Genomic DNA, 25174 nt, shown 5'->3' on the forward strand with positions numbered 1-25174 from the left:
TCTTTCGGAACAAAACTCTCTACTTTATCACCATTTACTGCTAAAACCTCTTGATTATTATACTTAAGATTTGCTATACCAGTATCAATGCCACTAGCATTTTTTGTTACATCCGCTGAATTACCTGTTTTTGTTTCCGCGAAGGAAATAGAAGAATAATTAATAGTGCATAAGCCAATTGATAAACATGCTAGTAATTTTATTCCTTTAATACTTTTTTTAATTTTCAAAAAACTCAACTCCTTTTTTAGAATAATTTTGTTGCATCAGCTAAATTACTTGTTTATGTTTCAGCGAAGGAAATAAACGAATAATTAATAGTACATAAACCAACTAATAAACACACTAGTAATTTTATTCCTTCAACATGGTTTAGAACTCTCAAAATACTCACCTCCTTTTTAAAAAAATTATATCATAAAATCTTAATTTTTGTATATTGATAAAATTTTTTCACTTACTCAAACTAGATAGTTTTTCAGCGGTTTTTCACATGTCCAACATCGTCGCAAGGTCTTTATATCGTATCAAAGCACCGTTATTTCAAAAATAACACCGATATATCGGGAGAAACGATTGATATATTTTCATCCAATTAAAAAAGCGCCCTGTAAACAGGGCGCTTCTACTTTTAAATTAACCGATACTACCTTCCATCTCAAACTTGATTAGACGGTTCATTTCAACTGCGTATTCCATTGGAAGTTCGCGAGTGAATGGCTCAATGAAGCCCATTACGATCATTTCTGTAGCTTCTTGCTCAGAGATACCACGGCTCATTAGGTAGAATAATTGTTCTTCTGATACTTTTGATACTTTCGCTTCGTGCTCAAGTGAAACGTGATCGTTTTTGATCTCGTTGTAAGGAATTGTATCAGATGTTGATTGGTTATCCATGATTAACGTATCACATTCGATGTTAGAGCGAGAGTTTGTCGCTTTTGGTCCGAAGTGTACGATACCACGGTACGTTACTTTACCACCATGTTTCGCAATCGATTTAGAAACGATTGTTGAAGATGTGTTTGGTGCTAAGTGAATCATTTTCGCACCAGCATCTTGGTGTTGGCCTTTACCAGCAATCGCAATAGATAATGTTAAACCACGAGCGCCTTCGCCTTTTAAGATAACTGCTGGGTATTTCATCGTTAATTTAGATCCGATGTTACCGTCAATCCATTCCATCGTTGCGTTCGCTTCACAAACAGCACGTTTTGTAACTAGGTTGTATACGTTGTTCGCCCAGTTTTGGATTGTAGTGTAACGGCAATATGCATCTTTCTTAATGATGATTTCTACTACCGCACTGTGCAGTGAATTTGTTGTGTAAACAGGAGCTGTACAACCTTCTACGTAGTGTACATGTGCGCCTTCGTCTACGATAATAAGCGTACGCTCGAATTGTCCCATATTTTCAGAGTTAATACGGAAATACGCTTGAAGTGGTGTATCAACTTTGATACCTTTTGGAACATAGATGAACGATCCACCAGACCAAACTGCAGAGTTTAATGCTGCGAATTTGTTGTCAGTTGGTGGGATTACTTTTCCGAAATGCTCACGGAAAATATCTTCGTTCTCTTTTAATGCGCTATCTGTATCTTTGAAGACGATTCCTAGAGCTTCTAGGTCCTCTTTCATGTTGTGGTATACAACTTCAGATTCGTACTGTGCAGATACACCAGCTAAATATTTTTGCTCAGCTTCTGGAATACCTAATTTATCAAATGTCGCTTTAATTTCGTCAGGTACTTCATCCCAAGACTTCTCAGATTTCTCAGATGGTTTTACGTAGTACGTAATTTCATCAAAATCTAAGTCATTTAAGTCGCCGCCCCATTGTGGCATTGGCATTTCATAGAACTTATCCAGTGATTTTAAACGGAAGTCTAACATCCACTGTGGTTCTTCTTTCATACGTGAAATCTCTTCAACGATTTCTTTTGTTAAACCGCGTCCAGCACGGAAAATCGAAACATCTTTATCCTTGAAACCATATTTATAATCGCCGATATCTGGCAGTTTCTTCGCCATGTTGGTATGTCCCTCCTTAGATAACCTCGTGTTTAGGAACCTGTAACATTACTTATCTTCGTTTAAGCCTTTTTCTAACGCTTTCCAAGCTAATGTTGCACATTTAATACGTGCTGGAAACTTGCATACGCCTTGTAATGCTTCAATATCTCCTAAATCTACGCTGTCATCATACTCTTTTCCTAGCATCATATCAGAGAAAATTTTAGAAAGCTGAAGTGCTTCTTCAATTTTCTTTCCTTTTACTGCTTGCGTCATCATCGAAGCAGAAGACATAGAAATCGAACAACCTTCTCCTTCAAACTTCGCCTCTTTAACAATTCCCTCTTCTACTTTCATCGTAAGTTGAATACGATCGCCGCAAGTTGGATTGTTCAAATTAACTGTAACACTATCATCTAACACGCCATGGTTACGAGGATTTTTATAATGATCCATAATAACTTGACGATATAACGTATCTAAATTATTAAAAGACATTTGTGAAATACTCCTTTGTTTTCGTTAGCGCTTCAACAAATGTATCAATTTCTTCTTTTGTATTATATAAATAGAAGCTTGCACGTGCTGTAGAAGAAGCTTTTAGCCACTTCATAAGCGGTTGTGCACAGTGATGTCCTGCGCGAACCGCAATGCCTTCTACATCTAATACTGTTGCTACATCATGCGGATGTACTTCATCAATATTAAATGTAACAAGACCAGCGCGATGCTTTGGTCCATAAATTGTAACGCCATCTACTTCTGATAGTCTTTCTAAAGCGTACTGCGCTAATTCATGTTCATGCTTTTCAATATTATCAAGACCGATTTCTTCTAGGAAATCAATTGCCGCTCCAAGTCCAATCGCATTACCGATAATCGGTGTACCTGCTTCAAACTTCCACGGAAGCTCTTTCCACGTAGAATCTTGTAAGTCTACGAAATCAATCATTTCGCCGCCAAATTCAATTGGCTCCATATTGTCTAGCAATTCTTTCTTACCATATAATACGCCGACACCTGTAGGCCCGCACATTTTATGAGCGGATAATGCGTAGAAATCACAGTTTAAATCTTGTACATCCACTTTCATATGAGGTGTACTTTGTGCACCGTCAACGACCATGATTGCACCATTTTGATGAGCGATTTCTGCAATTTCTTTTACAGGGTTAATCGTTCCAAGTACGTTAGACACATACATAATAGAAACGATTTTTGTATTCGGTGTAATTGTTTGACGTGCATCTTCTAATGAGATTGTTCCGTCTGGCTGAAGCGGAAGATATTTTAAAGTTGCGCCTGTTTTCTTCGCAACTTGTTGCCACGGAATAATATTACTATGATGCTCCATGTAAGAGATGACGATTTCATCGCCCTCTTTTACATTTTCACGGCCATAGCTTGCTGCTACTGTATTTAATGCAGTTGTTGTTCCGCGCGTGAAAATAACTTCTTCCATTGATTTCGCGTTAATAAACTTGCGAACCTTCTCACGTGCACCTTCATACGCATCGGTAGCTTTCGTACCGAGCGTATGAACACCGCGATGCACGTTAGAATTGTATTCTTTATAGTAACGTTCTAACGTTTCAATGACTTGAATTGGCTTTTGAGAAGTTGCTGCACTATCGAAATAAACAAGTTGTTTGCCGTTCACTTTTTGATCAAGAATTGGAAACTGTTTGCGTATTTCATGAATATCCATTAGCGAACTTTCCTTTCAATTACCTCAACAAGCTGTGCTTTTACTCCTTCAATTGGAAGCTCATTCACTACAGGTGCTAAGAATCCATGGATGACTAAACGTTCTGCTTCTTTCTTCGGAATACCACGACTCATTAAGTAGTATAGTTGTACTGGATCTACGCGGCCTACAGAAGCTGCGTGACCTGCCATTACATCGTCTTCGTCAATTAGAAGAATTGGGTTTGCATCGCCGCGAGCTTTCTCATTTAACATAAGAACGCGAGAAGATTGTTGTGCATTTGATTTAGATGCACCGTGTTCAATTTTACCAATTCCGTTAAAGATAGATGTTGCGCTATCTGTTTGTACACCGTGTTTTAAAATGAATCCTTCAGAGTGTTTACCGAAGTGAACAACTTTAGTTGTAAAGTTTTGTGTTTGGTTACCACGGCCAATTGTTACTGTTTTTGTATCAGCAAATGATCCGTCGCCCATTAAGTTCGTTACATTCTCTGAAATTGTATTTCCGTCATTCATAAGACCTAATGCCCACTCAATACGGCCGTCACGTCCTACAACGCCGCGGCGGTTTACGTAAGTTGTTACATCTTTCGCTAATAGATCAACTGCACCAAATTTCACTTGTGCACCTTGTTCTACGATTACTTCTGCCACGATGTTTGCAATACCTGTAACAGTTTCATTTGCTACGTAGTTTTCTACATATGTTGCAGAACTGTTCGCGTCAGCTACAAATAATACATGGTTATATACATTTGCTTCTTCGCCGTCTACTAAGAATACAGCTTGAAGTGGTGTTTCAAGAACAACGTTTTTCGGAACATATACAAATGCACCGCCGTTGATTAATGCTGCATGAAGTGCTGTTAAACGATGCTCATCCACTTTCACGCCGTCTTTCATTAAGTACTTTTGTACTAATTCAGCATGCTCAGTTGCAGCTGTTACGATATCTGTGAAAATAGCACCTTTTTCTTTTGCTTCATCAGCTAAAGAAACAAATGCAGTTGTACCTGTACGTTGTACTAGTACGCTGTTATTTTCATCGATTAAATTTTTCACTGCTTCTGGAAGTTCCGTTAAAGAACTTACAGGCTCTTGCTTAGCAGTGTGGCCTTTTCCGATAAAGTCCCATTTATCGATTTTTGTTTTATCAGGCGTTGGCATTGGAAGTTCAGTTGCTTGTGCAAGAGCTTGTAAGCGGAACTCAGTCAACCAAGCAGCTTCGTTTACTTCGCTTGCGCGCTGACGGATTGTTTCTTGATCGAAAGGTAATGTACCGATTGTCATATTTATGCTCCTCTCTTACGCTTCTTGCTCTGCTGTTTCGTCTTCAATACCTAATTCTTTTTTGATCCAGTCGTAACCTTCAGCTTCTAGACGTTGTGCAAGCTCAGGGCCACCAGATTTAACGATGCGACCGTTCATCATAACGTGAACGAAGTCTGGAGTAATGTAGTTTAATAAACGTTGGTAATGCGTAATCATTAGGCAGCCGAACTCTTCGCCGCGCATTTCGTTAATACCTTTAGATACAACTTTTAATGCATCGATATCAAGACCAGAGTCGATTTCGTCTAAGATTGCGATTTTTGGCTCAATCATCATTAATTGAAGAATTTCGTTACGTTTTTTCTCACCGCCAGAGAAACCTTCGTTTAAGTAACGTTGTGCCATTTCTGGATCCATTTCTAGGAATTCCATGTTTTTATCTAATGTACGGATAAATTTCATAAGAGAAATTTCATCGCCTTCCTCGCGTCGTGCATTAATTGCAGAACGTAAGAAGTCAGCGTTTGTTACTCCGCTAATTTCACTTGGATATTGCATTGCTAGGAATAGACCTGCTTGTGCGCGCTCATCTACTTCCATTTCTAATACATCTTCACCGTCGATGATGATGCTTCCTTCTGTTACTTCATATTTTGGGTGACCCATAATTGCAGAAGATAAAGTTGATTTACCTGTTCCATTAGGTCCCATAATTGCGTGGATTTCTCCACCTTTTACTTCAAGGTTTACACCTTTTAAAATTTCTTTACCATCGATTGATACATGTAAGTCTTTAACCGTTAATGTAGAACCAGCCATCTCAATACCTCCATTAATCCTCTATATACATTTTAAAAATTCCTAAAACATTCACATTCTCATTTTATTCTCATTCTCATTTTATATCAAATAAAATGTTATCGCAAACGCTGAGAAAATTTTTCACAAATGTATATAAGTACTTCCCTCACATCCTCTTATGATACACTTTTCTTCTTATATATATAAAGAAAAAAGGGCTAGAAATTTCCTAGCCCTTTCCTACGCCTATTCACTTACTGGAAGTACAGCGCCCTTATATTCTTTCTTAATAAAATCTTGAATTTCTTTTGAGTGTAACACTTCTACAAGCTCTTTAATTTCTTTTCTATTTTCGTCACCTTTACGAACCGCAATAATATTTGCATAAGGAGACTCTGATCCTTCAAGAGCAATTGCATCTTTTGTTGGGTTTAATTTTGCATCAATTGCATAGTTTGAGTTAATGAATAATGCGTCACCTTCGTTGTTCTCATATAATTTTGGTGTAAGACCTGGCTCCACATCTGTTTTAAACTTCAAGTTTTTCGGATTTTCCACAATATCTTTTTCTGTCGCTTTGACGATATCTACGCCATCTTTCAGTTTAATAACGCCGCCTTTTTGCAGAAGTCCTAACATACGTCCACGCTCTGATACGTTATTACTCATAATCACTGTTCCGCCGTTTGGAAGATCTTTTAAGTTTTTATATTTCTTTGAGTAAATCCCCATCGGCTCTAAATGAATTTTCCCTGCGTTTACAAATTTATATCCTTTTTCTTGAATCTCTTTATCTAAATACGGAATATGTTGGAAATAGTTTGCATCAAGATCTTTATCAGCTAGTGCTTTATTTGGCAATACGTAATCTTGGAATGGCTTAATATCTAATTTAATCCCTTTTTTCTCTAAGATTGGTTTCGCTTTTTCTAGAATAACTGCATGCGGTACGTTAGAAGCACCAACTACAAGTTTCTTTTCGTCTTTTCCGCCGCTACAAGCAGCTAATGCAAACACAAATACAGCAAGAAGTGCTGAAAGTAATACCTTTTTCATGTTATGACACCCTTTCTTTTTTTCAATATTCAAAATTGAAAATCTGTAGGAAGTCTTCGTCTTACACGAAGACTTCTCTTTATCTTTTATCAAGACGCTTCGTGAGCAAGTCACCAAGCATTTGAATGATAAATACAATCACAAGTACAAGAATTGTTGCCATAAGCGTTACATCACTATTATTGCGCTGAAACCCTTCTAAATAAGCAAGTGTACCAAGTCCACCTGCTCCGACCACTCCAGCCATTGCTGTGTAACCGACAAGCGCAATAGCTGTTACCGTAATCCCGGAAACAAGCGCTGGCAAAGATTCTGGTATAAGTACTTTTAAAATAATTGTACTTGTCTTTGCTCCCATCGCCTTTGATGCTTCAATGACACCTTTATCAATTTCACGAAGTGCGATTTCGACCATTCTCGCATAGAACGGTGCTGCCCCAACAATTAATGCTGGTAATGCGGCACTTGCACCGAGAATCGTGTTTAGAAGAAGCTTCGTAAATGGAATAAGTAAAATGATTAAAATAATAAACGGGATCGAACGAAAAATATTTACAAACGCACCAATTACAATATTAACTGGCTTGTTTTCCCAGAGATTATCTTTTCCTGTCAGAAACAGTAGCAATCCCAAAATAAGACCTAAGACAAACGTTGCAAGCGCGGCAACTGCCGTCATGTATAACGTTTCTCCCGTAGCCTCTAGCATTTTGTCCCAATCGACATTTTGAAACAAATTATCCATGTGCAATCACCTCCAGCTCGACTTGCTCTTGTTGAATCGTCGCAATTGCTTTTGCAACCACATCTTCAGCACCATTTAAGTGGACAATTAAACTTCCATACGCCCCGTTTGCCGTTTGTGCAATGTTCCCTTGCAGAATGCTTACTTCCACGCCATCTTGCTTCATGAGTTCCTGCAAGACAGGTCTTTCTACTACTTCACCAATAAATTGCAGCTTTACAACCTTGCCTTCCGGATACTTCTCTGCTAAATGTTCAATTGCTTCATCCGCATCTTCAGAATCTGTTATTTGCTTAACAAAACGCTTTGTAATCTCCTGCTGTGGATTACGGAATACATCTAGTACAGGACCAGTCTCCACAATTTTTCCTTTTTCCATTACCGCAACACGATTACAAATTTTTTGAATCACATGCATTTCATGTGTAATCAGTACAATTGTTAATCCAAGACGTTTATTAATATCTAATAGTAAATCTAAAATTTGATCTGTGGTTTCTGGATCAAGTGCTGATGTCGCTTCATCACACAAGAGCACCTTTGGATTATTCGCTAATGCTCTTGCAATCCCAACGCGTTGCTTTTGCCCGCCGCTCAATTGAGATGGATACGCATCACCTCTACCTTCCAATCCAACAAGATGAATCAACTCATCCACACGCTTTCTTCGCTGCACTTTATCTACACCTGCAATTTCAAGTGGAAAAGCGATATTTTCACGTACAGTTCGTGACCACAGTAAGTTAAAATGCTGAAAAATCATTCCAATTTCTTGTCTTGCCTTTCGAAGTTCACTCCCTATAATTGTGGAAATAACTCGATTAGCTATCGTAATCTGTCCGGAAGTTGGTTTCTCTAATTGATTAAACAATCGAATTAAAGAACTTTTCCCAGCACCACTATATCCGATAACACCAAATATCTCACCTTTCTCTATTTTTAAATTGGCGTTATCCACAGCAGTGACATCACCGCTTTTTGACTTATATATTTTCTTTACGTTCTCTAATAGAATCATGGTGTATCACCCCTTTTTGATTTAAAAAGCGCAAGCGGCTTGCTCAGAACAAGAGGGCGTTGGAACCCCTGACATAGAGGCGCTTTTCACCTCGCAGGAAGGGGTGAAACGACCGAATATTCTAGCCGCTGGAGCTAGATTTCTTAAAACGCATAAGCGGCTCTTTTTATTATTCGAACGTCCTCCTCATTCAAACAACAAAAAAACCTTTCTGCCTCTAGAATGAGCAGAAAGGTTTATATGCGTATATCAACATTATCCCTTCCTCTCATCTCTCAAAGCATTTGCTTTGCAGGAATTGGCACCATTTCAACATAAAAGTTGACGGTTGCCGGGTTTCATAGGGCTCAGTCCCTCCACCTCTCTTGATAAGAGAAATCAGATTCAATTTTCGTCTGATTTGAAATTTATGAAATTGTCTATATTTTATGAATTGAATTCTATCAATATACACCCACTATGTCAACAGGAATTTTCACAAAAAACGAAACTTCGGAATATTAAGCACCTACCGGCATTGGTTTACATATATGAAACACTGATTCAAATAATAGCATCGTGCGATACGTTCCAGAATAGTGTACACGCCCATTATTAATTAAAGTTTGTAACCGAATATTCCCAGTAACTAATCGCTGTAGGTCTTCCTCCCCAAAACAAACAATTTGTTCTGTTCCCTCGGTTCCTTCCAAAATTTGTATATACTCTCTTGAGATTTGAAGTGAATAACACTCAGCTCCCAAACGGATATTAATTATTTTTTCTCCTTGCCGTAGAAGTGGCTCTAAATGATATTGGCTATTGGCATACGTTACAAATGATTGAAGCAACGAATATAATCCCATTCTAATCACATCCTTCATATCACTTTCTACTAAATACCATTCCATCTTCTTAAAGGGCAATCCTGTTACTTTCTCTCGACAAATAACGTATCACTTCTATCTTTCAGGCATATTTCCCAAGAAATATGTCGAGGCGGCAAAAACATTGCCGCCTACTGTAATTCCGTATATAAATATTCAACTGAATGAAATGCATATATTTTCTTCATAAGTGTTCCCCGCTCAAATACGAGTAAACAAGGTACACTTTCTACCTCATATTCTCGCGCTAAATGCGGAGCGTAATTTAAATCTAGCATTCCTATTTCCAAATTAGATATAGTAGCTTCTACAACTGTTAACATCTTCTTTGCTAATTGGCATGTTCCACACATCGGTGTATATACATATAACACTGTTTTTTCTTGGTCTGCTATTAAAGCTGTAGCTTCAGCACCTGTCCAGTCAATCACTTCTATCATTCCTTACCGTAAATATTCTGTATAAACGTCAATGTCAGCTCCCCATAATACGTTCGCTAAATGATTAGAAGGAGCAGTTGCCACTTCACGATACGAACGATCAATGTAAATATGCTCAGCTTGCGGAAATTCTTTACGAAATTGTTTTCTGAGCTTTTCACCTGCAGCATCAGCATCCACTAGCACATATACTTCTTTATCAAAAAACTGATCAATGAGTTCATCCATTTTCGACAAACCAATTGTACCATTTGTACAAACAATTTCCACTGGTTCGCGAATAATAGATTCAATCTTTCTTCTATCTGATTTTCCTTCGACAATAATGACTTTCTCTACATAGACCATATGTCATCACCCGATCACCATATACTATAAAACAACCTTACTTTAGTATATAGTATATTCGTTCTTTTCATGTTGTTTCCTGTTTATTTTTGTGAAACTGTTTAGCCCTGTTGGCTAAGGCTCTTTCGCACAGAAGGCGTTTTTTGTCTTCTTGTGCGGAAGGTTCTTAGACATGAAGGCGTTTTTTGTCTTCTTGTGCGGAAGGTTCTTAGACATGAAGGGCTAGGAGGCGGAGCTGGACAAAGAAAAGTGGAAGCGGCTCGCTCAGAACAGAAGGACGTTGGAATTCCTGACGTAAAGACGCTTTTTTGCCTCGCAGGAAGAAGGGAAGCCACCGAGCATCCTTACCGCTGGAGCTGGATTAAAAGAAAAGCGCAGGTGGCTCGCTCAGAATGTGAGGGGGATGGAGCTTCTAGCACAGAAGGTGTCCTTTTACGCAATGAAAAATAAAAAGGACAGCACATAGGCTGTCCTTTTTATCTCGACTAAAATTAGTCTTGGTTTGTCATTTCTGCGTATTGTTCTGCAGATAATAACTTCTCTACTTCACTTGCATCAGAAAGTTCAATCTTAACCATCCATGCACCTTCGTACGGAGATTCGTTAACAAGTTCTGGTTGGTCGCTTAATTCTTCGTTTACTGCCACAACTTTACCACTTACAGGTGCGTATAATTCAGAAACTGTTTTAACAGATTCTACGCTTCCGAATGGCTCGTCAGCTTCAAGTGTCGCACCTACTTCAGGAAGTTCAACGAATACGATATCGCCTAACTCACTTTGTGCAAAATGAGTAATACCGATAACAACTTCGTTGCCTTCAGTTTTTACCCATTCGTGTTCTTCAGAGTAACGTAAATGATTTGGAATGCTCATGACTGTACCTCCAGTGAATGTATTAATTATGTAAAAATACCTTATTGGTACTTTTTCCACACACTTTCAAACTGCTCTTCGTTAAAACCAAGTGTTACATTCGTGCCATCTGTTACGATTGGACGTTTAATCAACATGCCATCAGATGCTAATAGCTCAAACATTTCGTCTTCACTTGCATCTTTTAACTTATCTTTTAAGCCAAGTTCACGGTAACGCATTCCACTTGTATTAAAGAATTTTTTTAATGGCAATTCACTTTTCGCATGTAAATTACGCAAATCTTCTTTTGATGGTGGATTTTCAACAATATGAATCATTTCATATGCTACATCGTTTGCCTCAAACCATTTTTTTGCTTTTTGACATGTGCCACACTTTGGATATGAATAAAATGTTACTGCCATAAATTCACCTACTTTTTACTAACCTTTACCTTTATCATATAGAAAACGTTTTATTATTTCAAACGATTCTTCTCCAAACTTTAACTTATTTCGCGACAATTTTCTTTTATCCTGCAAATTTTCCTTATTTTCCGCCATTTAAAGAAAAATAATATATAAAAAAATAAATATAAAAATTTCCCCTCTTCATTCATTATGTATCATTTAGACCGAACATACATCTTAAACAAACGTTTATTTAAATAACTAAAAAATAAAAAGCCCCTAGTCCGGAGCTTCTCAATGCCTGCTCAAATAATCTGCAATCGTTTGAAATACGTATATATACATATTATGAATACTTTGCTCCGAAATCGTATCATTGTATAAACCAGTGCCCCAATACTGCCCTTCACTACTTCCTAGATTTACAAATCCTTGTGTATACATCATTGCTTTATCTGTTGGTGCATTGTTATAATCCAAATCTTTTTCTATAAAAATCAAATATGGCTTATCCTTTAAACCGATAAAAAACACTGGCTTTTTTAACCCTAAAAATAGCTCTGTATATTTTTCTTCTGATGCTTCTTGAAAATATTCTTTCATAACGAGAAATCCGTCGACTTTCTCTGATTTCTCTTTTATCTGATCTAAATTCACCTTCACAAACTTTATGTTTCTAAATGTATCCTTTGGCGCCTCACCGATAACTCCAATTACAAGCGCTCTCCCGCTATACTCTAAAGCAGATGGCACATCCTTATTCTTTGCACATCCAGCTCCCACGACACATAACAATATAAGAACCAACAAAATAAGCAAACGTTTCATATCTCATCCTCCCATTAAAAGTCAAGTGACAAAAATGTAAGGTTAATGCAAAAAAATGTAAGTAAAATCAATAGCCCATTTTGATTTTCTATATTATAATCAACTGGATTTACTTACATTACTAAACACTAGGAGATAGTCATGAAAAAATATAAACTTTCATCTTTTCTTCCATTAAGTTATATACTTCTACTCGTACTCGTAAGTCCCCTTTACGATGTACTGAATAAATCTGGTGTTCATGCTGTTGATGTTACAACAGTAGTTGATGATTGGATTCCATTTGTGAAGGCATTTATTATTCCGTATTTAATTTGGTTCCCATACTTATACGGCGCACTCATTTATTATTGCTTTAAAGATCGAAAACAATATTATGTAACATTAAGCAGCGTTATCCTAGGAAAGCTTACGTGCTTTTCGATTTACTACTTTTGGCAAACAACCGTACCACGTCCAACAGTAGTAGGGACAGATGTATTTTCTGACTTAGTTCGCTATATTTATAGCATTGATCAACCTGTAAACTGTTTTCCTAGCATCCACGTTCTCACAACATTTGTAATTATGTTAGCTGCTTATAAGCGAAGAGAGCAGCATAGATGGGAATATTTGATCCTTACTTTCTTTGGTACACTCATTGTTTTATCAACGCTATTTACAAAGCAGCATGCCTTCTTAGATGCCGTTTCCGGTATGGCAGTTGCGAGTACACTATACTTCGGTGTGCAGCTTTTACTAGTAAACCGAAAAGACACGATTACAATTCCTGCGAGACAAACCTATAAAATGTAAACAAAAAAGCAGACTGTGGCTTCTTCAGTCTGCTTTTATCTATATAAAGGAGATTTTCAATTGTAACTTAAGATTGTGGCACAGTCATATCGCCAGAATGAATACGGCCGGCTTTTTTTAACGCGCTGTAAAGTATATAAGAAACAGCTACTGGGATTACGATATAAGTGATGACCATTGCTGGTACAACACCGAATCCTTGGCTGGAAATTAAGTTAATTGGTGCAATAAGAGAGCTTAATCCAAGACCTGCAATTTCTTTACCTGCTTCCAAGTGGAAAATCAGTGCAGAAACAGGACCCACAATGGCGCTAGCAACGACAGTTGGGACGAGAATCATTGGATTTTTAGTAATGTTTGGCAACTGTACTTTCGGAGTACAAAGTGCTTGTGCTAAAATACCACCTAAATTGTTTTCTTTTGCGGAGATAACAGCGAATCCGATAAATTGAGCGACACATCCTGCAAGTGCTGCGCCGCCTGCAACACCGTCTAGGCTAAGTGCAATTGCTAGAGCTGCTGATGAAGCTGGAGAGATAAGTAATAGCCCCCAAACAACCGCAAGCACGATCGAAGCAATAAATGGGCTACCAGCTGAGCTGTCTTTAATAAATGCGCCAACTGTATTTAATACAGGACTAATATTTTGAGATAACCAAATACCAACTATACCAGACCCTAATATTGCTGCAAATGGAACGAGCATCATATCTAAAGCAGTTTTTCCGCTTAATCTTTTACCGATATAAACCGCTAGAGTTGCTGTTAATAACGCACCAATTGGTTCACCAGTTTTAATAATTAAGCCGGCTTCAGTCATCGAAATCGCCCCTGCTCCAATCGCTCCGGCAACCATCGCTGAGAAAATGACAAGTCCGTTTGCCCCAAGCATGAAAGCAATCCCTGCTCCAATTGCTGGTGCCATCAGTGATTTCGCAACAACTCCAATTGTAATTAACATCGGAATATCAACAATTCTTCCTATGTTTTCGATAAGTAAACCAATTCCAAGGGATACGAAAATACCTTGTGCAATTCCGGCAGAACCTTTAAATACACGAGACATTATATATTCCTTCATCTATTTCACCTTCTCCTAGTTTAGTAACCAATTGTTTTCATATAGTCACGTAAAACATCATTTGATTGTGCAAATCGGTCTTCTTCAGCTTCTGTTAAGTTTAGTTCTACAACTTCTTTTACACCATCTCTTGTAATAATTGCTGGTACACCTGTACAAATATTATATTCGCCATATTCACCATCTAAAATTGCTGAAACAGCAATCACGCGGTGATCATCATTAAAGATAGAACTTGCAATATAAGCGAGTGAGTTACTAATTCCATAATAAGTAGTACCCTTACGTTTATAAATTTCCCAACCAGCTTTAGCAGTTTTCTCAACAATTTCATCTAAATCGATTTCACCGAAACGTTCTTTTTGCTCTTCTAAAATTTGCAAAATTGGTTTTCCACCAACTGTTACGTGAGACCAAGCAACCATTTGTGAATCACCATGCTCACCTAATGAATAACCATGAATGCTACGAGGGTCTACTTCAAGCATTTCAGATAAAATTGTTCTTAAGCGTGAAGAGTCTAATGATGTACCTGTACCAAGCACACGATTTCTTGGTAAACCAGATAACTTCCAAACTTGATAAGTAATAATATCAACTGGATTCGATGCAATTAAGAAGATACCGTCAAATCCGCTTTCCATTACACCTGCTACAACACTTTCCATAACTTTCGCGCTTGCTCCTAAAGTATCCAAACGACTTTGTCCTGGTTTTGGAGCTGGACCCGCTGTAATAATAACAATGTCCATATCTTTGCAGTCCTCATAATCGCCTGCATACACTTTTGTTCTTGTATTTGTAAAGTTAATGCAGTGTGATAAATCCATCGCTTCTCCAACTGCACGTTCATGATTTATATCAATTAATACCAACTCTTCACAGATACCTTGATTCACAATTGAATACCCACAGCTTGATCCAACTAATCCAGTACCAATAATTGCGATTTTTCTTGTGTTTCTATTCATAAGAACCTCTCCTATGTAATCATGTAATGTTTTTGTTCTTTACACTCTTCATTATAGAGATTCTCACTATAGAAACCATGGATACTTTGTGAAACATTGAACAAAGTTTGTGTATATTTTGTGAAACACTCTACTCTGTTTTCGTCATATTTGTTACAACTGGAAAAATGTTTTATACATCTTTATTGACATATATATAAATAAAAAAGCGAGTGAATTATCATCTGATATTCACTCGCTTTTTTTATTCATTACTGTGCGCTTAATTGACTTTTCAGCTGCTGAACAACCGTTGGATTCGCAGGAGCAGCTGGCTTATAATGTCCTTTTTGTAATGCATATTTATATACATTACGTTGTCTCATTTCATCCTGATTTCGAATGTGAATCAGCGTTTGATGTAACTGTTCGTTATTTGACTCTGCTATGTAATTCGCATAACTAGTCAAACTAGCATTTAATTCCGATAAATAATCGTTAACCATATCTTTTTCATTCATAATCGATACCCTCCTAGCCTAAAAAGGACATTAATTGTTGTTTTGTATTTCTTGCAGCTTGTGCATCTTGTTGTAGCATTTGTTTCAATTGAGGATCTGTACACTGCTGCGCATACTGATCTAGTTTATTTGCAACTGTCGCATGCCCTCCAATAAGATGACGTAAATTTTCAAGCTCAAGCTCTGTTAAGTTTGGCATAATAAAAACCTTCCTTTCTTTAGTCATTCAACATTTAGTATTTATTCTTTTTCGGATTGTATGCATGTAAAGTGAGGGTATAAGATGATGATTCACTAAAAAATAAAAGGTTCATTCTTAGTAAAGAATCCTCTAAATTATTGAGGGACCTTTTCAATTAAAACTCCCCCCACATCACTTCATCTCCCCATTTCTTTACACCTTTCTAGCTAAATTTCGCTCAGCTTCTTCAATCGCTCGTTGCATACGTAACATCGGATCCTCAATCATCTTTCCGTGCCCTGTCGCCAATACAGACGGTTTATATCGTAGCAGTTTCTGAGCGCTCTTTAATGCTGTTTCTGCATGCCACGTTCCAAACACAGGAAACGGAAAGAGCCACTTAATCTGGCCTGCCACCGCAACCCCTCCCCTGGTTTGAAATGCGTCTCCAGCAATCAGTGCATCATTTCTTGTATCCAAAAAGGCCATCGAACCCGGTGTATGTCCTGGTGCCATAATTGCTAAAAGAGAACCAACTTGATTTCCCTCCTGCAGAAGCACATCTGGGATCGTCTGTATTTTTTTAGATACTCCAACTTTTATTGGAACGTTCGCTTCCCCTTGCTGCAATGACATGTCTCCTTCAAGCAAGCGGGAATCTCTTTTTGAAATATGAACAGGAACATCAGGAAGTACCTGCTTCAACGCATCAATTGCACCTACATGATCATCATGTACATGTGTTATAACAATGTTCGTAATTGGTTTTCCGATTGTTCGAGCTGATTCTAAAATCTTCTTTGCACTAAACGACAATGCTGCATCAATTAAAGTTAATCCTTTTTCTTCTTCAACGAAATAGCAATTGATTGGAAATAGATTTGGAAAAAATGCTAATTGATAAATTGTACTTTTATGTACGATTCGCATCTCATTCATCCTTTCTAATCAAACATAACAAAAAGAGCTGTTTACAAATTAATATGTAAAACAGCTCTTTCTCATCTAATATCTTTTTCTCAAAACTAAAATAGATAATGAATAGGAGCATAATACTCCTGCCAATAAACATGCATTTGCTAATTTATACTGTTCATTCGTTAATGAATATAGGTTACCGATTAAAAAAATAATTAAATACGAAAGTAAGAATACAAATAACGAGATTTTTGCAGCATTTCCTGTAATTTGATCCCCTCTCTCATCATTTCCCTCTTTCTTTTCAAAACGTGTTGAATATAACACCCCAATTAACCCTGCGATTGATGCGACCATTCCTATTGCTATTATCATTCCATTTCCCCCTCTATCGTATATTGAAAGACTTCATGAAACTCCTTACCAAGAACATGAGCAATTTCAAAAGCTAAAATAAGAGATGGATTGTATCGATTTGCTTCAATAGAAGCTATTGTTTGCCTACTAACGCCCACGCGATTTGCTAATTCCGTTTGTGACCAACGTTTCTCTGCTCGAAGTACAATTAGATTATTTACTAAACTTCCTCTTTGATTCATAGTCACCTCCACTTTTTACATTATCTTCTATATTTTTATTGTAATTTATTTTTAACACCCTTACAAAAAAATCATTAGTTAAAGTAATGGTACTTTAGTACAATGGAATTAACAGGAAATTATATCTAAATGTATATAAAGTAGGTGCTATATGAGTTGGAATAAAATCAAAACTAAAGAAGACCTTAATGATCTCCTTCATTTATTTGGAGGTTTTCACGATAGTTGTTTGAAAGAGTTGTATATGTGGACAGATAGCTGTGTAGATGAGAATTTATCTATGAGGGTATTATCTGGTACAAACGTAAGAATACTTTTTCAAAGACAGTATGAGAACCCCTCCGCAATAGAGTTACTCTTTGAAGGTGTTACACAATTTCATTTAACTCCGCCTCCTGAAAATCATGATTCAACCATTTTCGGTGCATCTCTTCTATTACAAAACAATTTATTTTATTGGGCAGATGATATTGGCTGGAAGCCTAACGAGGTTACAGAATATGAAGTAAGTTGGATTGCTGCGAAAAGTGTACAGTGGAGAGATGTTAGTTCGTGGATGGGAGATAAAATGCGATACGGAGTAATTAGTGAAGGTTAATTTAAACTGTTATTTTTACTATGCTCGCCGTTCTTTTAACAAAACTAAGAAAAACAGTAGCCACAAACGTGACTACTGTTTTTAATTACTCATTAAACTGTATAACGCTCATCCTCTAACACTTTCGCTGCAATTTCACGTTTCTTCGGAATTACGTTAAGCGGTGTGTGACGTGTGAATTTGCGAAGCGCTGATAACATCATGCGCAGCATATCACCATTTTCAACTGCGATAATTGTTTCTTTCGCATCTGCTTCGATTTGGTTGAACGCTTCTTGGCAGAATACTTCAGTGTACAATACTTTTTGTTTATTCTTTTCAAGACCAGTTGCTTTGATTGCTTTTTCTGTACGAAGAACAGCTGATTCCATTGCGTATAAGTTGCTTACAATATCTGCAATGTTAACAAGAACTTCTTGCTCTTTATCTAATGCTTTACCGTATTTTTGAACAGCTAATCCAGCTACCATTAAGCCGATTTTCTTCGCGTTATTTACTAAATATTTTTGAAGTGCTAATGGCTCATCGCCTACTTCTTCAGGCATCATCATCATTAACTCTTCTTGTAATTTTTGCGCTTTTTGAAGAAGTGGTAATTCACCTTTCATCGCTTTACGTAAGAACGTACCTGGTACGATTAAGCGGTTGATTTCGTTCGTGCCTTCGAAAATACGGTTAATACGAGAATCGCGGTACATTCTTTCAATCTCATACTCTGCCATAAATCCGTAACCACCATGAATTTGCACGCCTTCATCTACTACATAGTCTAATACTTCAGAACCGAATACTTTATTCAACGAGCACTCAATTGCATATTCAGCAATAGAAGCTGCTACAGCCTTACCATCTTTTACTTGCTCTTCTGTTAATGTGCTCATATGGCTTTCAAATAAACCAACTGTACGATATACAGAGCTTTCTGCTGCATAAATTTTCGCTGCCATATTTGCAAGTTTTTCTTGAATTAATGGGAAGCGAGCGATTGGTTGTTTGAACTGTTGACGCTGATTTGCATATTGTGCTGAAATTTCTAACGCACGTTTTGAAGAACCAACTGTACCAACACCTAATTTGTAGCGGCCAATATTTAAAATGTTGAAAGCGATAATATGACCTTTACCAATTTCACCAAGTACATTTTCTTTTGGTACTAATGCATCTTCTAAAATTAATGTACGAGTAGAAGAACATTTGATACCCATTTTCTTTTCTTCAGGGCTTGTAGATACGCCTGGATATTCTTTCTCTACGATAAACGCTGTGAAGTGCTCACCATCAACTTTTGCGTATACAACGAATACATCAGCGAAAGCAGAGTTTGTAATCCATTGTTTTTCACCATTTAACACGTAATGCGTTCCTTCTGCATTTAAGCGTGCTGTTGTTTTCGCACCTAATGCATCAGATCCGGATCCTGGCTCAGTTAATGCGTATGCAGCTAATTTTTCACCTGTTGCAAGTAGCGGTAAATATTGTTTCTTTTGCTCTTCATTACCGAATAAAACGATTGGTAAAGATCCGATACCAACGTGGGCACCGTGTGTAATTGCAAAGCCGCCAGCGCGAGAAAATTTTTCTGCAATTAATGCTGAGCTGATTTTATCAAGACCGATTCCGCCATATTCTTCTGGTACGTCAGCGCCTAATAATCCAAGCTCGCCAGCCTCTTTTAATAAACGAACAGAGCGATCAAACTCATGTTGCTCTAAATATTCAAGCTCTGGTAGAACTTCATTTACGATAAAGTCCTCTGTCGTTTTCGCTATCATTTTATGCTCATCGCTATAATCTTCCGGTGTAAATACTTGATCAATCGTAATCTCATCAACTAAAAAGCTACCGCCTTTAACTGCATTTCCCACTGTTTTTTCCATGAAAATTTCCTCCTTCATATTTTCATAAGCCACTTCTCTCACTTTGAGAGAAGCTGGCTCTTCCTTTATTTTTTATACCCTTTAGTCGTTTCCACTCTTCGTTATATAATCCAGTTCCAGCGGCTGGAACAATCGGCCATTTCACCCCTTCCTGTGAGGCAAAAAACGCCTCTTCGTCAGGGCCTCCAACGTCCTCTTGTTCTGAGCGAGCCGCCTGCACTTTTTTATAGTAGTTCAAACACCCCAGCAGCTCCCATACCGCCGCCGATACACATTGTTACAATACCGAATTGCTCATTGCGGCGTTTCATTTCATGAATAAGAGATAATGTTAATTTTGCTCCTGTACAGCCAAGCGGATGACCAAGTGCGATTGCACCGCCGTTGACATTGACTTTTTCTTCATCTAGACCAAGCTCACGAATAACTTGGATCGCTTGAGAAGCAAATGCTTCATTTAGTTCAAATAAGCCGATATCAGATAGCTCTAATCCTGCTAATTTTAACGCTTTCGGAATCGCTGCGATTGGTCCAATTCCCATTACTTCTGGTGGTACACCAGCTACTGCAAAGGAACGGAATTTCGCAAGTGGCTTCATGCCATCGCTCACTGCTTTTTCACGATCCATAAGAAGTACTGACGCTGCTCCATCACTCATTTGCGAAGAATTACCAGCAGTGACAGAACCGCGAACGTTAAATGCTGGACGCAATTTTCCTAAGATATCTAATGTTGTGTCCGCTCTTACGCCTTCATCTTGTGAGAAGATAATTTTTTCTTCTTGAATTTTGTTATTCGCTGCAATAGTGCGTAGCATTACATCCACAGCTACTGTTTCGTCAGCAAACTTCCCATCAGCTAACGCTTTCGCTGCACGCTGATGACTTCTTACTGCGAATGCATCTTGCTCTTCACGGGAAATTCCATATTTTACAGCAACTTGCTCCGCTGTGTGTCCCATGCCCATATAATATTCTGGAGCTGCTTCTACAAGTCGACTATTTGGGCGAACAACATGCCCCATCATTGGAACTAAGCTCATAGACTCTGCTCCGCCAGATAATACTGCTTCTGAATGTCCTAACATAATGCGCTCTGCACCGTAAGCAATACTTTGCAGTCCTGAAGAACAGTAACGGTTAATTGTAATAGCTGGAACATCATAAGAAAGCCCTGCTAATCCGCCGATATTACGAGCCATATTTAAGCCTTGCTCTGCTTCTGGCATCGCACAACCGAAAATTAAATCATCAATTGGCCCTTCATAATTATTCGCACGTTTTAACGTTTCTTTTACTACTAATGCCCCTAAATCATCAGGTCGAACTGTTTTTAATGAACCTCTCTTTGCCTTACCAATTGGTGTTCTTGCTCCCGCAACAATGACAGCTTCTCTCATGAACGATATCTCCCCTCGTTATTAGTTACGTAATGGCTTTCCTTTTACAAGCATGTGCTGCATTCTTGCTTGTGATTTCATCTCACTTACTAAACTGATAAATGCTTCACGTTCCACATCTAATAAATACTGCTCATCAACTTCTGTTCCATACGGTACTTTTCCGCCGGCAATGACATATGCGAGCTTTTTCGCAATGTGTAAATCATACTCGGAAATATAACCAGATAAATGCATTGCTTCAGCTCCAAGTAAAAGCGTTGCATATCCTGTCTCACCAACAACCGGTATCTTTTTACGAATCGGTGCTTTGTAACCCGCTTCATATAAAGCCAGTGCTTTTTGTTTTGCATCATATAGTAAGTGATCACCATTCACACTAATACCATCTTTATCGCCTAAGAAGTTGCGAGAAACAGCCTCTTGCGCTGATGTAGATACTTTTGCCATCGCAACTGATTCGAACACTTTATTCGCAACCTTTTGCAGGTCAAACTCCACACCGTTTGCCATTTTGTTTAAATGTTTAATATATAGTTCTTTGTTACCGCCACCGCCAGGGATTAAACCAACGCCGACTTCTACTAATCCCATGTACGTTTCGCTAGAAGCTTGAATGCTAGCTGCTGGTAAGCAAACTTCTGTACCGCCACCAAGCGTCATACCATATGGCGCTGCAACGACTGGCTTAGAGCTGTACTTAATTTTCATCATTGCGTCTTGGAAGTTTTTCACGACCCACTCAATTTCAAAGTAGTTGTCATCTTGTGCTTCCATTAAGATCATCGCAAGGTTTGCACCAACGCAGAAGTTCTTCGATTGGTTTCCGATAACAAGTCCTTTATAATTCTTTTCCACTTCGTCAACAGCGTAATTAATCATTTGCGTAATATCCATACCAATCGCATTGCTCTTCGAATGGAATTCTAAGCAAAGGATGCCATCGCCTAAATCAATTAAGCTCGCTCCGCTGTTTTTCTTTAACACGCCATTTTTCTCTTTTAATTGCTTAAGAGAAATTGCTTTTTTATTACGTCGGATAAGCTTATATTCACCGTTATCGTAGTAATAGCTTTCACCATTATCATGTTTATAGAAAGAACCAAAGCCTTTCTCTAACATGTCTTTTACCCACACAGGAACAACTTGGCCGTTCTCTTCCATCTTTTGAATGGATTTTTCTACGCCAATTGCATCCCAAACTTCAAATGGACCTTGCTCCCAGCCAAATCCCCATTTCATCGCTTGATCAATTGCGACAATATCATCTGCGATTTCTTTATGAAGCTTCGCAGAATATAAAAGAGTTGGCGTGATAATATTCCATAATAGCTCTCCTGCACGATCCTTCGCATATACAAGCGCTTTCAATTTGTTCGTTAATCCTTTTTCTTGTTTACTTAACTCTACGGATGCGGCTTTTAATTTCTTACGCGCTTCATATTCCATCGTCTCAGGATTTAACTCTAAAATTTCTTTTCCTTGTTTTAAGAAGAAACCTTGACCTGTTTTACTTCCAAGCCATTTTTTATCTAGCATGTCATGCATGAAAGCTGGTACTTTAAATACATCTCTTTCTTCTTCCTGCACGTTTTCATATACATTGTTTGCAACATGAACAAATGTATCTAACCCAACAACATCTAACGTACGGAACGTTGCACTCTTTGGACGACCGATTAATGGGCCTGTTACAGAATCAACTTCCCCAACGCTATAGCCGCGCTTGATCATTTCTTGCAACGTTACAAGTAAACCGTACGTACCGATGCGGTTCCCAATAAAGTTTGGTGTATCTTTCGCAATAACAACGCCTTTTCCAAGAACGTCTTCGCCAAATAATTTCATGAAGTTTAACACTTGTGGATCTGTTTCTTTTGTCGGTATAATCTCTAGAAGTTTTAAATATCGTGGTGGGTTAAAGAAATGCGTTCCTAGGAAATGTTTTTGAAAGTCATCTGAACGCCCTTCTGCCATTTTCTCAACGGAAATACCTGATGTATTTGAGCTCACAATAGAGCCAGCTTTACGAACAGCATCTACTTTTTCAAATAGTTTCTTTTTAACATCTAAGTTTTCAACAACAACTTCGATAATCCAATCTACATCAGCAAGGCGCTCAATGTCATCCTCTAAGTTTCCTGCCTCAATCAATGCCAGATTGCCTTTCACTGTAAGAGGAGCTGGCTTTTGCTTTACTAATTTTTGCAGTGCCCCGTTACTAAAACGATTTCTCACACTTTTATGTTCTAATGTAAGCCCCTTCGCTTCCTCTTCTTTCGTAAGCGCCTGTGGTACAATATCAAGCAATAATGTTGGTATACCGATATTGGCTAAATGTGCAGCAATCCCTGAGCCCATTACGCCAGAACCGAGAACAGCAGCCTTTTTAATTTGGAACATCCATTTCTCCCCCTATTCTTGAATGAATGCTCATTCAATTTTTCGACATGCGTCGCAATCAATGAGTGAGCCTCTACTAATAAATATATGATACTGTTTAAATTTTCGCAATATATTTATTGATAAAATTTTCTGAAACAAATACTTTTCTTTTGTTTGGGTACTCTATAATTGTGTATTTTCTTGATAAAATACGCTTTTCCCTTTTTAGAATTTGACAAAAATGGAGGAATATATATGGCTAGACTTAAGAAAGACCCTTCAAAAGCAGGTGTTAGTGCAGCGAGTGTAACAGGAAATGCAGGTCCAGTTGATCGCGGCATCGAAAAAGGACGCCAAGGTAATAACCAGCAATACAAAAAGCACAACATGGGCGAAAAATAACGCTATATGTGCTTGTTCAAAAAGGAGGATAAAGAGAGCCGAGCAGTTCGAGGCGCGGAAGCCGGGAGGATACGGAGTGTAGGTGGAACTACATGAGTACCGGACTGGCGACGTAACGAAGAAATGCGAGAGCTATCTTTACCGGACTTTTTGAACTTCCTCTATATTTTTGGGCAGAAAACGTGGCATAATGAGTATTGGGCTGCTTTTCTGCCCAATTTATTTGTACATAAGGAAAGACAAAAGAGGGACTACATAATGAAACGAACAATAATCATGATTGTGATGATTGCTACACTATTTACAAGTATGATTTTCTTTTCTTACACAAAAAGACAAAAAGACGTAAGAAGTAATCAGCCTGATATCACAGGAAAATATGGTGTTACAATCGATGCAAATACGGGGGAAGTTTTGTACGGAAAACGGGAAGAAGAACGTTCTTATCCAGCAAGTGTAGCCAAAATGATGACAACCATTCTGTTACTAGAGAATGTAAAAGAAGATGAGGAAATTACTATCACAGAAAATGCGATAAAAACGGAAAGTCAGAGTGCGAAAATTAAGCTTCGTGCTGGTGAAAAATTAAAAAGAGACGAGGCATTAAAACTGATGCTTATCATCAGCGCCGATCCAATTGCTGAGTCTATCGCAGAACATATTGCAGGATCAAAAGAGAAGTTTGTAAAAATGATGAATGCAAGAGCGAAAGAACTCGGAACAAAACATGCGACTTTCAAAAATGCGAGCGGGGCTGACGCACTCGGCAATAAGGTTTCCCCGTATGACATCGCAATCATTACAAAAGAAGCATTAAAATATCCGATTGTGCTAGAATATATGAACACAACGCGTACAACATTGCATACTTCACAGCGCGCTCCCAAAATTGCAAACTATGGTCGTGAAGAACTTTACAATGATCCATATGCAATTGGAAGTAAAAGTGGTTTATCCGCTTTAGGACAATATACTGTCGTAACAGTCGATGAAAAAGATGGAAAGCGTGTTATTAACGTTGTACTTTCTTCTACTCGCACTCAGTTATATCCAGACACAAAAAAAATGGCACATTACGCATTTAAACAATTAAAATAACC

The 25174-nt window shown here is 38.0% G+C and carries 30 protein-coding genes, 1 pseudogene and 1 riboswitch; of the genes and pseudogenes, 5 read left to right on the forward strand and 26 right to left on the reverse strand.

Annotated features, from left to right (window positions below):
* The 12 genes and pseudogenes from JDS96_RS05025 to JDS96_RS05080 all read right to left on the reverse strand — a co-directional run.
* Nucleotides 1-239: pseudogene (locus JDS96_RS05025) on the reverse strand (alveolysin); the annotation flags it as partial.
* Nucleotides 240-636: 397 nt separating this feature from the next.
* Entirely contained in the window at nucleotides 637-2034 is a 1398-nt protein-coding gene (sufB, locus tag JDS96_RS05030; protein ID WP_003201740.1) for a Fe-S cluster assembly protein SufB, read from the reverse strand.
* Between the two features lie 48 nt (nucleotides 2035-2082).
* Nucleotides 2083-2514, reverse strand: coding sequence for a Fe-S cluster assembly sulfur transfer protein SufU (gene sufU / locus JDS96_RS05035; RefSeq protein ID WP_018782777.1), 432 nt, complete (start codon nucleotides 2512-2514; stop codon nucleotides 2083-2085).
* The gene (sufS, locus tag JDS96_RS05040; protein ID WP_006096509.1) at nucleotides 2504-3724 is read right to left on the reverse strand and encodes a cysteine desulfurase SufS; all 1221 of its coding nucleotides are present in this window, start codon (nucleotides 3722-3724) and stop codon (nucleotides 2504-2506) included. Before sufS ends, sufU begins: the two co-directional genes overlap by 11 nt.
* Complete coding sequence (sufD, locus tag JDS96_RS05045) at nucleotides 3724-5016, reverse strand: Fe-S cluster assembly protein SufD (protein ID WP_199666282.1); 1293 nt, start codon at nucleotides 5014-5016, stop codon at nucleotides 3724-3726. Before sufD ends, sufS begins: the two co-directional genes overlap by 1 nt.
* Before the next feature lie 15 nt (nucleotides 5017-5031).
* Nucleotides 5032-5817 carry a Fe-S cluster assembly ATPase SufC gene (gene sufC, locus JDS96_RS05050; RefSeq protein WP_000929159.1) on the reverse strand — a complete coding sequence of 262 codons (786 nt, stop codon included), beginning with the start codon at nucleotides 5815-5817 and terminating at the stop codon, nucleotides 5032-5034.
* Nucleotides 5818-6045: 228 nt separating this feature from the next.
* Nucleotides 6046-6855, reverse strand: a complete 810-nt coding sequence (gene metQ / locus JDS96_RS05055) for a methionine ABC transporter substrate-binding lipoprotein MetQ (RefSeq protein ID WP_018765000.1) — start codon at nucleotides 6853-6855, stop codon at nucleotides 6046-6048.
* 79 nt (nucleotides 6856-6934) lie between these two features.
* Complete coding sequence (locus JDS96_RS05060; protein ID WP_018765001.1) at nucleotides 6935-7600, reverse strand: methionine ABC transporter permease; 666 nt, start codon at nucleotides 7598-7600, stop codon at nucleotides 6935-6937.
* Nucleotides 7593-8618 carry a methionine ABC transporter ATP-binding protein gene (locus JDS96_RS05065; protein ID WP_199666283.1) on the reverse strand — a complete coding sequence of 342 codons (1026 nt, stop codon included), beginning with the start codon at nucleotides 8616-8618 and terminating at the stop codon, nucleotides 7593-7595. The genes JDS96_RS05060 and JDS96_RS05065 overlap by 8 nt, the downstream gene beginning before the upstream one ends.
* 265 nt (nucleotides 8619-8883) lie before the next feature.
* Nucleotides 8884-8993: riboswitch (SAM riboswitch) on the reverse strand.
* Nucleotides 8994-9118: 125 nt separating this feature from the next.
* Nucleotides 9119-9463, reverse strand: a complete 345-nt coding sequence (locus JDS96_RS05070; RefSeq protein ID WP_199666357.1) for a hypothetical protein — start codon at nucleotides 9461-9463, stop codon at nucleotides 9119-9121.
* 152 nt (nucleotides 9464-9615) lie between these two features.
* Nucleotides 9616-9924: a thioredoxin family protein gene (locus tag JDS96_RS05075; protein ID WP_003201723.1), complete on the reverse strand. Its 309-nt coding sequence runs from the start codon at nucleotides 9922-9924 to the stop codon at nucleotides 9616-9618.
* A gap of 3 nt (nucleotides 9925-9927) precedes the next feature.
* Nucleotides 9928-10272 (reverse strand): toprim domain-containing protein, encoded by a 345-nt coding sequence (locus tag JDS96_RS05080; RefSeq protein WP_000263236.1) that lies wholly within the window; start codon nucleotides 10270-10272, stop codon nucleotides 9928-9930.
* 195 nt (nucleotides 10273-10467) lie between these two features.
* On the opposite strand from JDS96_RS05080, the gene JDS96_RS05085 reads away from it, so the two are divergent.
* Entirely contained in the window at nucleotides 10468-10722 is a 255-nt protein-coding gene (locus tag JDS96_RS05085; protein WP_199666284.1) for a hypothetical protein, read from the forward strand.
* Between the two features lie 41 nt (nucleotides 10723-10763).
* Here JDS96_RS05085 and gcvH read toward each other — a convergent pair whose 3' ends face one another.
* From gcvH to JDS96_RS05100, 3 genes are all read right to left on the reverse strand, one after another.
* On the reverse strand, nucleotides 10764-11147 hold the full coding sequence (gcvH, locus tag JDS96_RS05090; protein ID WP_003201716.1) for a glycine cleavage system protein GcvH: 384 nt from the start codon (nucleotides 11145-11147) through the stop codon (nucleotides 10764-10766).
* A 41-nt stretch (nucleotides 11148-11188) separates the two neighbouring features.
* A complete protein-coding gene (locus JDS96_RS05095; RefSeq protein WP_003201715.1) occupies nucleotides 11189-11554 on the reverse strand; it encodes an arsenate reductase family protein in 366 nt (121 codons plus the stop codon).
* Nucleotides 11555-11833: 279 nt separating this feature from the next.
* Nucleotides 11834-12367 carry a hypothetical protein gene (locus tag JDS96_RS05100; protein ID WP_199666285.1) on the reverse strand — a complete coding sequence of 178 codons (534 nt, stop codon included), beginning with the start codon at nucleotides 12365-12367 and terminating at the stop codon, nucleotides 11834-11836.
* 141 nt (nucleotides 12368-12508) lie between these two features.
* Between JDS96_RS05100 and JDS96_RS05105 the strand changes: the two genes are divergently transcribed.
* Nucleotides 12509-13162 carry a phosphatase PAP2 family protein gene (locus JDS96_RS05105; RefSeq protein WP_003201709.1) on the forward strand — a complete coding sequence of 218 codons (654 nt, stop codon included), beginning with the start codon at nucleotides 12509-12511 and terminating at the stop codon, nucleotides 13160-13162.
* Nucleotides 13163-13229: 67 nt separating this feature from the next.
* On the opposite strand, the gene JDS96_RS05110 is transcribed toward JDS96_RS05105, so the two are convergent.
* The 7 genes from JDS96_RS05110 to JDS96_RS05140 form a co-directional block, all read right to left on the reverse strand.
* Nucleotides 13230-14243 carry a PTS sugar transporter subunit IIC gene (locus JDS96_RS05110; protein ID WP_199666286.1) on the reverse strand — a complete coding sequence of 338 codons (1014 nt, stop codon included), beginning with the start codon at nucleotides 14241-14243 and terminating at the stop codon, nucleotides 13230-13232.
* Between the two features lie 20 nt (nucleotides 14244-14263).
* Nucleotides 14264-15214, reverse strand: coding sequence for an L-lactate dehydrogenase (locus tag JDS96_RS05115; RefSeq protein WP_199666287.1), 951 nt, complete (start codon nucleotides 15212-15214; stop codon nucleotides 14264-14266).
* A gap of 251 nt (nucleotides 15215-15465) precedes the next feature.
* Nucleotides 15466-15714: a spore coat protein gene (locus tag JDS96_RS05120; RefSeq protein ID WP_003201703.1), complete on the reverse strand. Its 249-nt coding sequence runs from the start codon at nucleotides 15712-15714 to the stop codon at nucleotides 15466-15468.
* 13 nt (nucleotides 15715-15727) lie between these two features.
* Complete coding sequence (locus tag JDS96_RS05125) at nucleotides 15728-15913, reverse strand: hypothetical protein (protein WP_006096499.1); 186 nt, start codon at nucleotides 15911-15913, stop codon at nucleotides 15728-15730.
* 195 nt (nucleotides 15914-16108) lie between these two features.
* Nucleotides 16109-16825, reverse strand: coding sequence for an MBL fold metallo-hydrolase (locus JDS96_RS05130; protein WP_003201700.1), 717 nt, complete (start codon nucleotides 16823-16825; stop codon nucleotides 16109-16111).
* Nucleotides 16826-16900: 75 nt separating this feature from the next.
* Complete coding sequence (locus tag JDS96_RS05135) at nucleotides 16901-17188, reverse strand: DUF2178 domain-containing protein (protein ID WP_018765009.1); 288 nt, start codon at nucleotides 17186-17188, stop codon at nucleotides 16901-16903.
* Nucleotides 17185-17412: a helix-turn-helix transcriptional regulator gene (locus tag JDS96_RS05140; protein WP_018782766.1), complete on the reverse strand. Its 228-nt coding sequence runs from the start codon at nucleotides 17410-17412 to the stop codon at nucleotides 17185-17187. The genes JDS96_RS05135 and JDS96_RS05140 overlap by 4 nt, the downstream gene beginning before the upstream one ends.
* A 151-nt stretch (nucleotides 17413-17563) precedes the next feature.
* Between JDS96_RS05140 and JDS96_RS05145 the strand changes: the two genes are divergently transcribed.
* Complete coding sequence (locus JDS96_RS05145) at nucleotides 17564-18010, forward strand: hypothetical protein (RefSeq protein WP_199666288.1); 447 nt, start codon at nucleotides 17564-17566, stop codon at nucleotides 18008-18010.
* 92 nt (nucleotides 18011-18102) lie between these two features.
* Here the strand turns inward: JDS96_RS05145 and JDS96_RS05150 are convergent, their stop codons facing one another.
* From JDS96_RS05150 to JDS96_RS05165, 4 genes are read right to left on the reverse strand one after another with little or no spacing between them, the layout of a single operon-like run.
* Nucleotides 18103-19887, reverse strand: coding sequence for an acyl-CoA dehydrogenase family protein (locus tag JDS96_RS05150; RefSeq protein WP_199666289.1), 1785 nt, complete (start codon nucleotides 19885-19887; stop codon nucleotides 18103-18105).
* 22 nt (nucleotides 19888-19909) lie between these two features.
* Nucleotides 19910-20125, reverse strand: a complete 216-nt coding sequence (locus tag JDS96_RS05155; RefSeq protein WP_018765012.1) for a hypothetical protein — start codon at nucleotides 20123-20125, stop codon at nucleotides 19910-19912.
* The gene (locus tag JDS96_RS05160; protein ID WP_199666290.1) at nucleotides 20112-21287 is read right to left on the reverse strand and encodes an acetyl-CoA C-acetyltransferase; all 1176 of its coding nucleotides are present in this window, start codon (nucleotides 21285-21287) and stop codon (nucleotides 20112-20114) included. Before JDS96_RS05160 ends, JDS96_RS05155 begins: the two co-directional genes overlap by 14 nt.
* Before the next feature lie 21 nt (nucleotides 21288-21308).
* On the reverse strand, nucleotides 21309-23690 hold the full coding sequence (locus JDS96_RS05165) for a 3-hydroxyacyl-CoA dehydrogenase/enoyl-CoA hydratase family protein (protein WP_003201684.1): 2382 nt from the start codon (nucleotides 23688-23690) through the stop codon (nucleotides 21309-21311).
* 237 nt (nucleotides 23691-23927) lie between these two features.
* On the opposite strand from JDS96_RS05165, the gene JDS96_RS05170 reads away from it, so the two are divergent.
* Both JDS96_RS05170 and JDS96_RS05175 read left to right on the forward strand, forming a co-directional pair.
* Nucleotides 23928-24074 carry a YuzL family protein gene (locus tag JDS96_RS05170; RefSeq protein WP_003201682.1) on the forward strand — a complete coding sequence of 49 codons (147 nt, stop codon included), beginning with the start codon at nucleotides 23928-23930 and terminating at the stop codon, nucleotides 24072-24074.
* A gap of 258 nt (nucleotides 24075-24332) precedes the next feature.
* A complete protein-coding gene (locus tag JDS96_RS05175) occupies nucleotides 24333-25172 on the forward strand; it encodes a D-alanyl-D-alanine carboxypeptidase family protein (RefSeq protein ID WP_006096493.1) in 840 nt (279 codons plus the stop codon).
* The last annotated feature ends 2 nt before the right edge of the window (nucleotides 25173-25174 follow it).

This window comes from Bacillus cereus group sp. N21, assembly GCF_016483395.1.
Taxonomy (GTDB): Bacteria; Bacillota; Bacilli; order Bacillales; family Bacillaceae_G; genus Bacillus_A; species Bacillus_A pseudomycoides.

Coding starts and splice junctions, on each gene's coding strand:
- sufD (WP_199666282.1), bottom strand. CDS start 5,016: ATGACAATCGGTACATTACCTTTCGATCAAGAAACAATCCGTCAGCGC.
- JDS96_RS05070 (WP_199666357.1), bottom strand. CDS start 9,463: ATGGGATTATATTCGTTGCTTCAATCATTTGTAACGTATGCCAATAGC.
- JDS96_RS05115 (WP_199666287.1), bottom strand. CDS start 15,214: ATGAATAGAAACACAAGAAAAATCGCAATTATTGGTACTGGATTAGTT.
- JDS96_RS05170 (WP_003201682.1), top strand. CDS start 23,928: ATGGCTAGACTTAAGAAAGACCCTTCAAAAGCAGGTGTTAGTGCAGCG.
- sufB (WP_003201740.1), bottom strand. CDS start 2,034: ATGGCGAAGAAACTGCCAGATATCGGCGATTATAAATATGGTTTCAAG.
- JDS96_RS05105 (WP_003201709.1), top strand. CDS start 12,509: ATGAAAAAATATAAACTTTCATCTTTTCTTCCATTAAGTTATATACTT.
- JDS96_RS05175 (WP_006096493.1), top strand. CDS start 24,333: ATGAAACGAACAATAATCATGATTGTGATGATTGCTACACTATTTACA.
- JDS96_RS05130 (WP_003201700.1), bottom strand. CDS start 16,825: ATGCGAATCGTACATAAAAGTACAATTTATCAATTAGCATTTTTTCCA.
- JDS96_RS05065 (WP_199666283.1), bottom strand. CDS start 8,618: ATGATTCTATTAGAGAACGTAAAGAAAATATATAAGTCAAAAAGCGGT.
- sufC (WP_000929159.1), bottom strand. CDS start 5,817: ATGGCTGGTTCTACATTAACGGTTAAAGACTTACATGTATCAATCGAT.
- metQ (WP_018765000.1), bottom strand. CDS start 6,855: ATGAAAAAGGTATTACTTTCAGCACTTCTTGCTGTATTTGTGTTTGCA.
- JDS96_RS05120 (WP_003201703.1), bottom strand. CDS start 15,714: ATGAATGAAAAAGATATGGTTAACGATTATTTATCGGAATTAAATGCT.
- JDS96_RS05160 (WP_199666290.1), bottom strand. CDS start 21,287: ATGAGAGAAGCTGTCATTGTTGCGGGAGCAAGAACACCAATTGGTAAG.
- JDS96_RS05150 (WP_199666289.1), bottom strand. CDS start 19,887: ATGGAAAAAACAGTGGGAAATGCAGTTAAAGGCGGTAGCTTTTTAGTT.
- JDS96_RS05100 (WP_199666285.1), bottom strand. CDS start 12,367: ATGAAACGTTTGCTTATTTTGTTGGTTCTTATATTGTTATGTGTCGTG.
- JDS96_RS05080 (WP_000263236.1), bottom strand. CDS start 10,272: ATGGTCTATGTAGAGAAAGTCATTATTGTCGAAGGAAAATCAGATAGA.
- JDS96_RS05060 (WP_018765001.1), bottom strand. CDS start 7,600: ATGGATAATTTGTTTCAAAATGTCGATTGGGACAAAATGCTAGAGGCT.
- sufU (WP_018782777.1), bottom strand. CDS start 2,514: ATGTCTTTTAATAATTTAGATACGTTATATCGTCAAGTTATTATGGAT.
- sufS (WP_006096509.1), bottom strand. CDS start 3,724: ATGGATATTCATGAAATACGCAAACAGTTTCCAATTCTTGATCAAAAA.
- gcvH (WP_003201716.1), bottom strand. CDS start 11,147: ATGAGCATTCCAAATCATTTACGTTACTCTGAAGAACACGAATGGGTA.
- JDS96_RS05135 (WP_018765009.1), bottom strand. CDS start 17,188: ATGATAATAGCAATAGGAATGGTCGCATCAATCGCAGGGTTAATTGGG.
- JDS96_RS05125 (WP_006096499.1), bottom strand. CDS start 15,913: ATGCCAAACTTAACAGAGCTTGAGCTTGAAAATTTACGTCATCTTATT.
- JDS96_RS05165 (WP_003201684.1), bottom strand. CDS start 23,690: ATGTTCCAAATTAAAAAGGCTGCTGTTCTCGGTTCTGGCGTAATGGGC.
- JDS96_RS05145 (WP_199666288.1), top strand. CDS start 17,564: ATGAGTTGGAATAAAATCAAAACTAAAGAAGACCTTAATGATCTCCTT.
- JDS96_RS05075 (WP_003201723.1), bottom strand. CDS start 9,924: ATGATAGAAGTGATTGACTGGACAGGTGCTGAAGCTACAGCTTTAATA.
- JDS96_RS05140 (WP_018782766.1), bottom strand. CDS start 17,412: ATGAATCAAAGAGGAAGTTTAGTAAATAATCTAATTGTACTTCGAGCA.
- JDS96_RS05110 (WP_199666286.1), bottom strand. CDS start 14,243: ATGAAGGAATATATAATGTCTCGTGTATTTAAAGGTTCTGCCGGAATT.
- JDS96_RS05095 (WP_003201715.1), bottom strand. CDS start 11,554: ATGGCAGTAACATTTTATTCATATCCAAAGTGTGGCACATGTCAAAAA.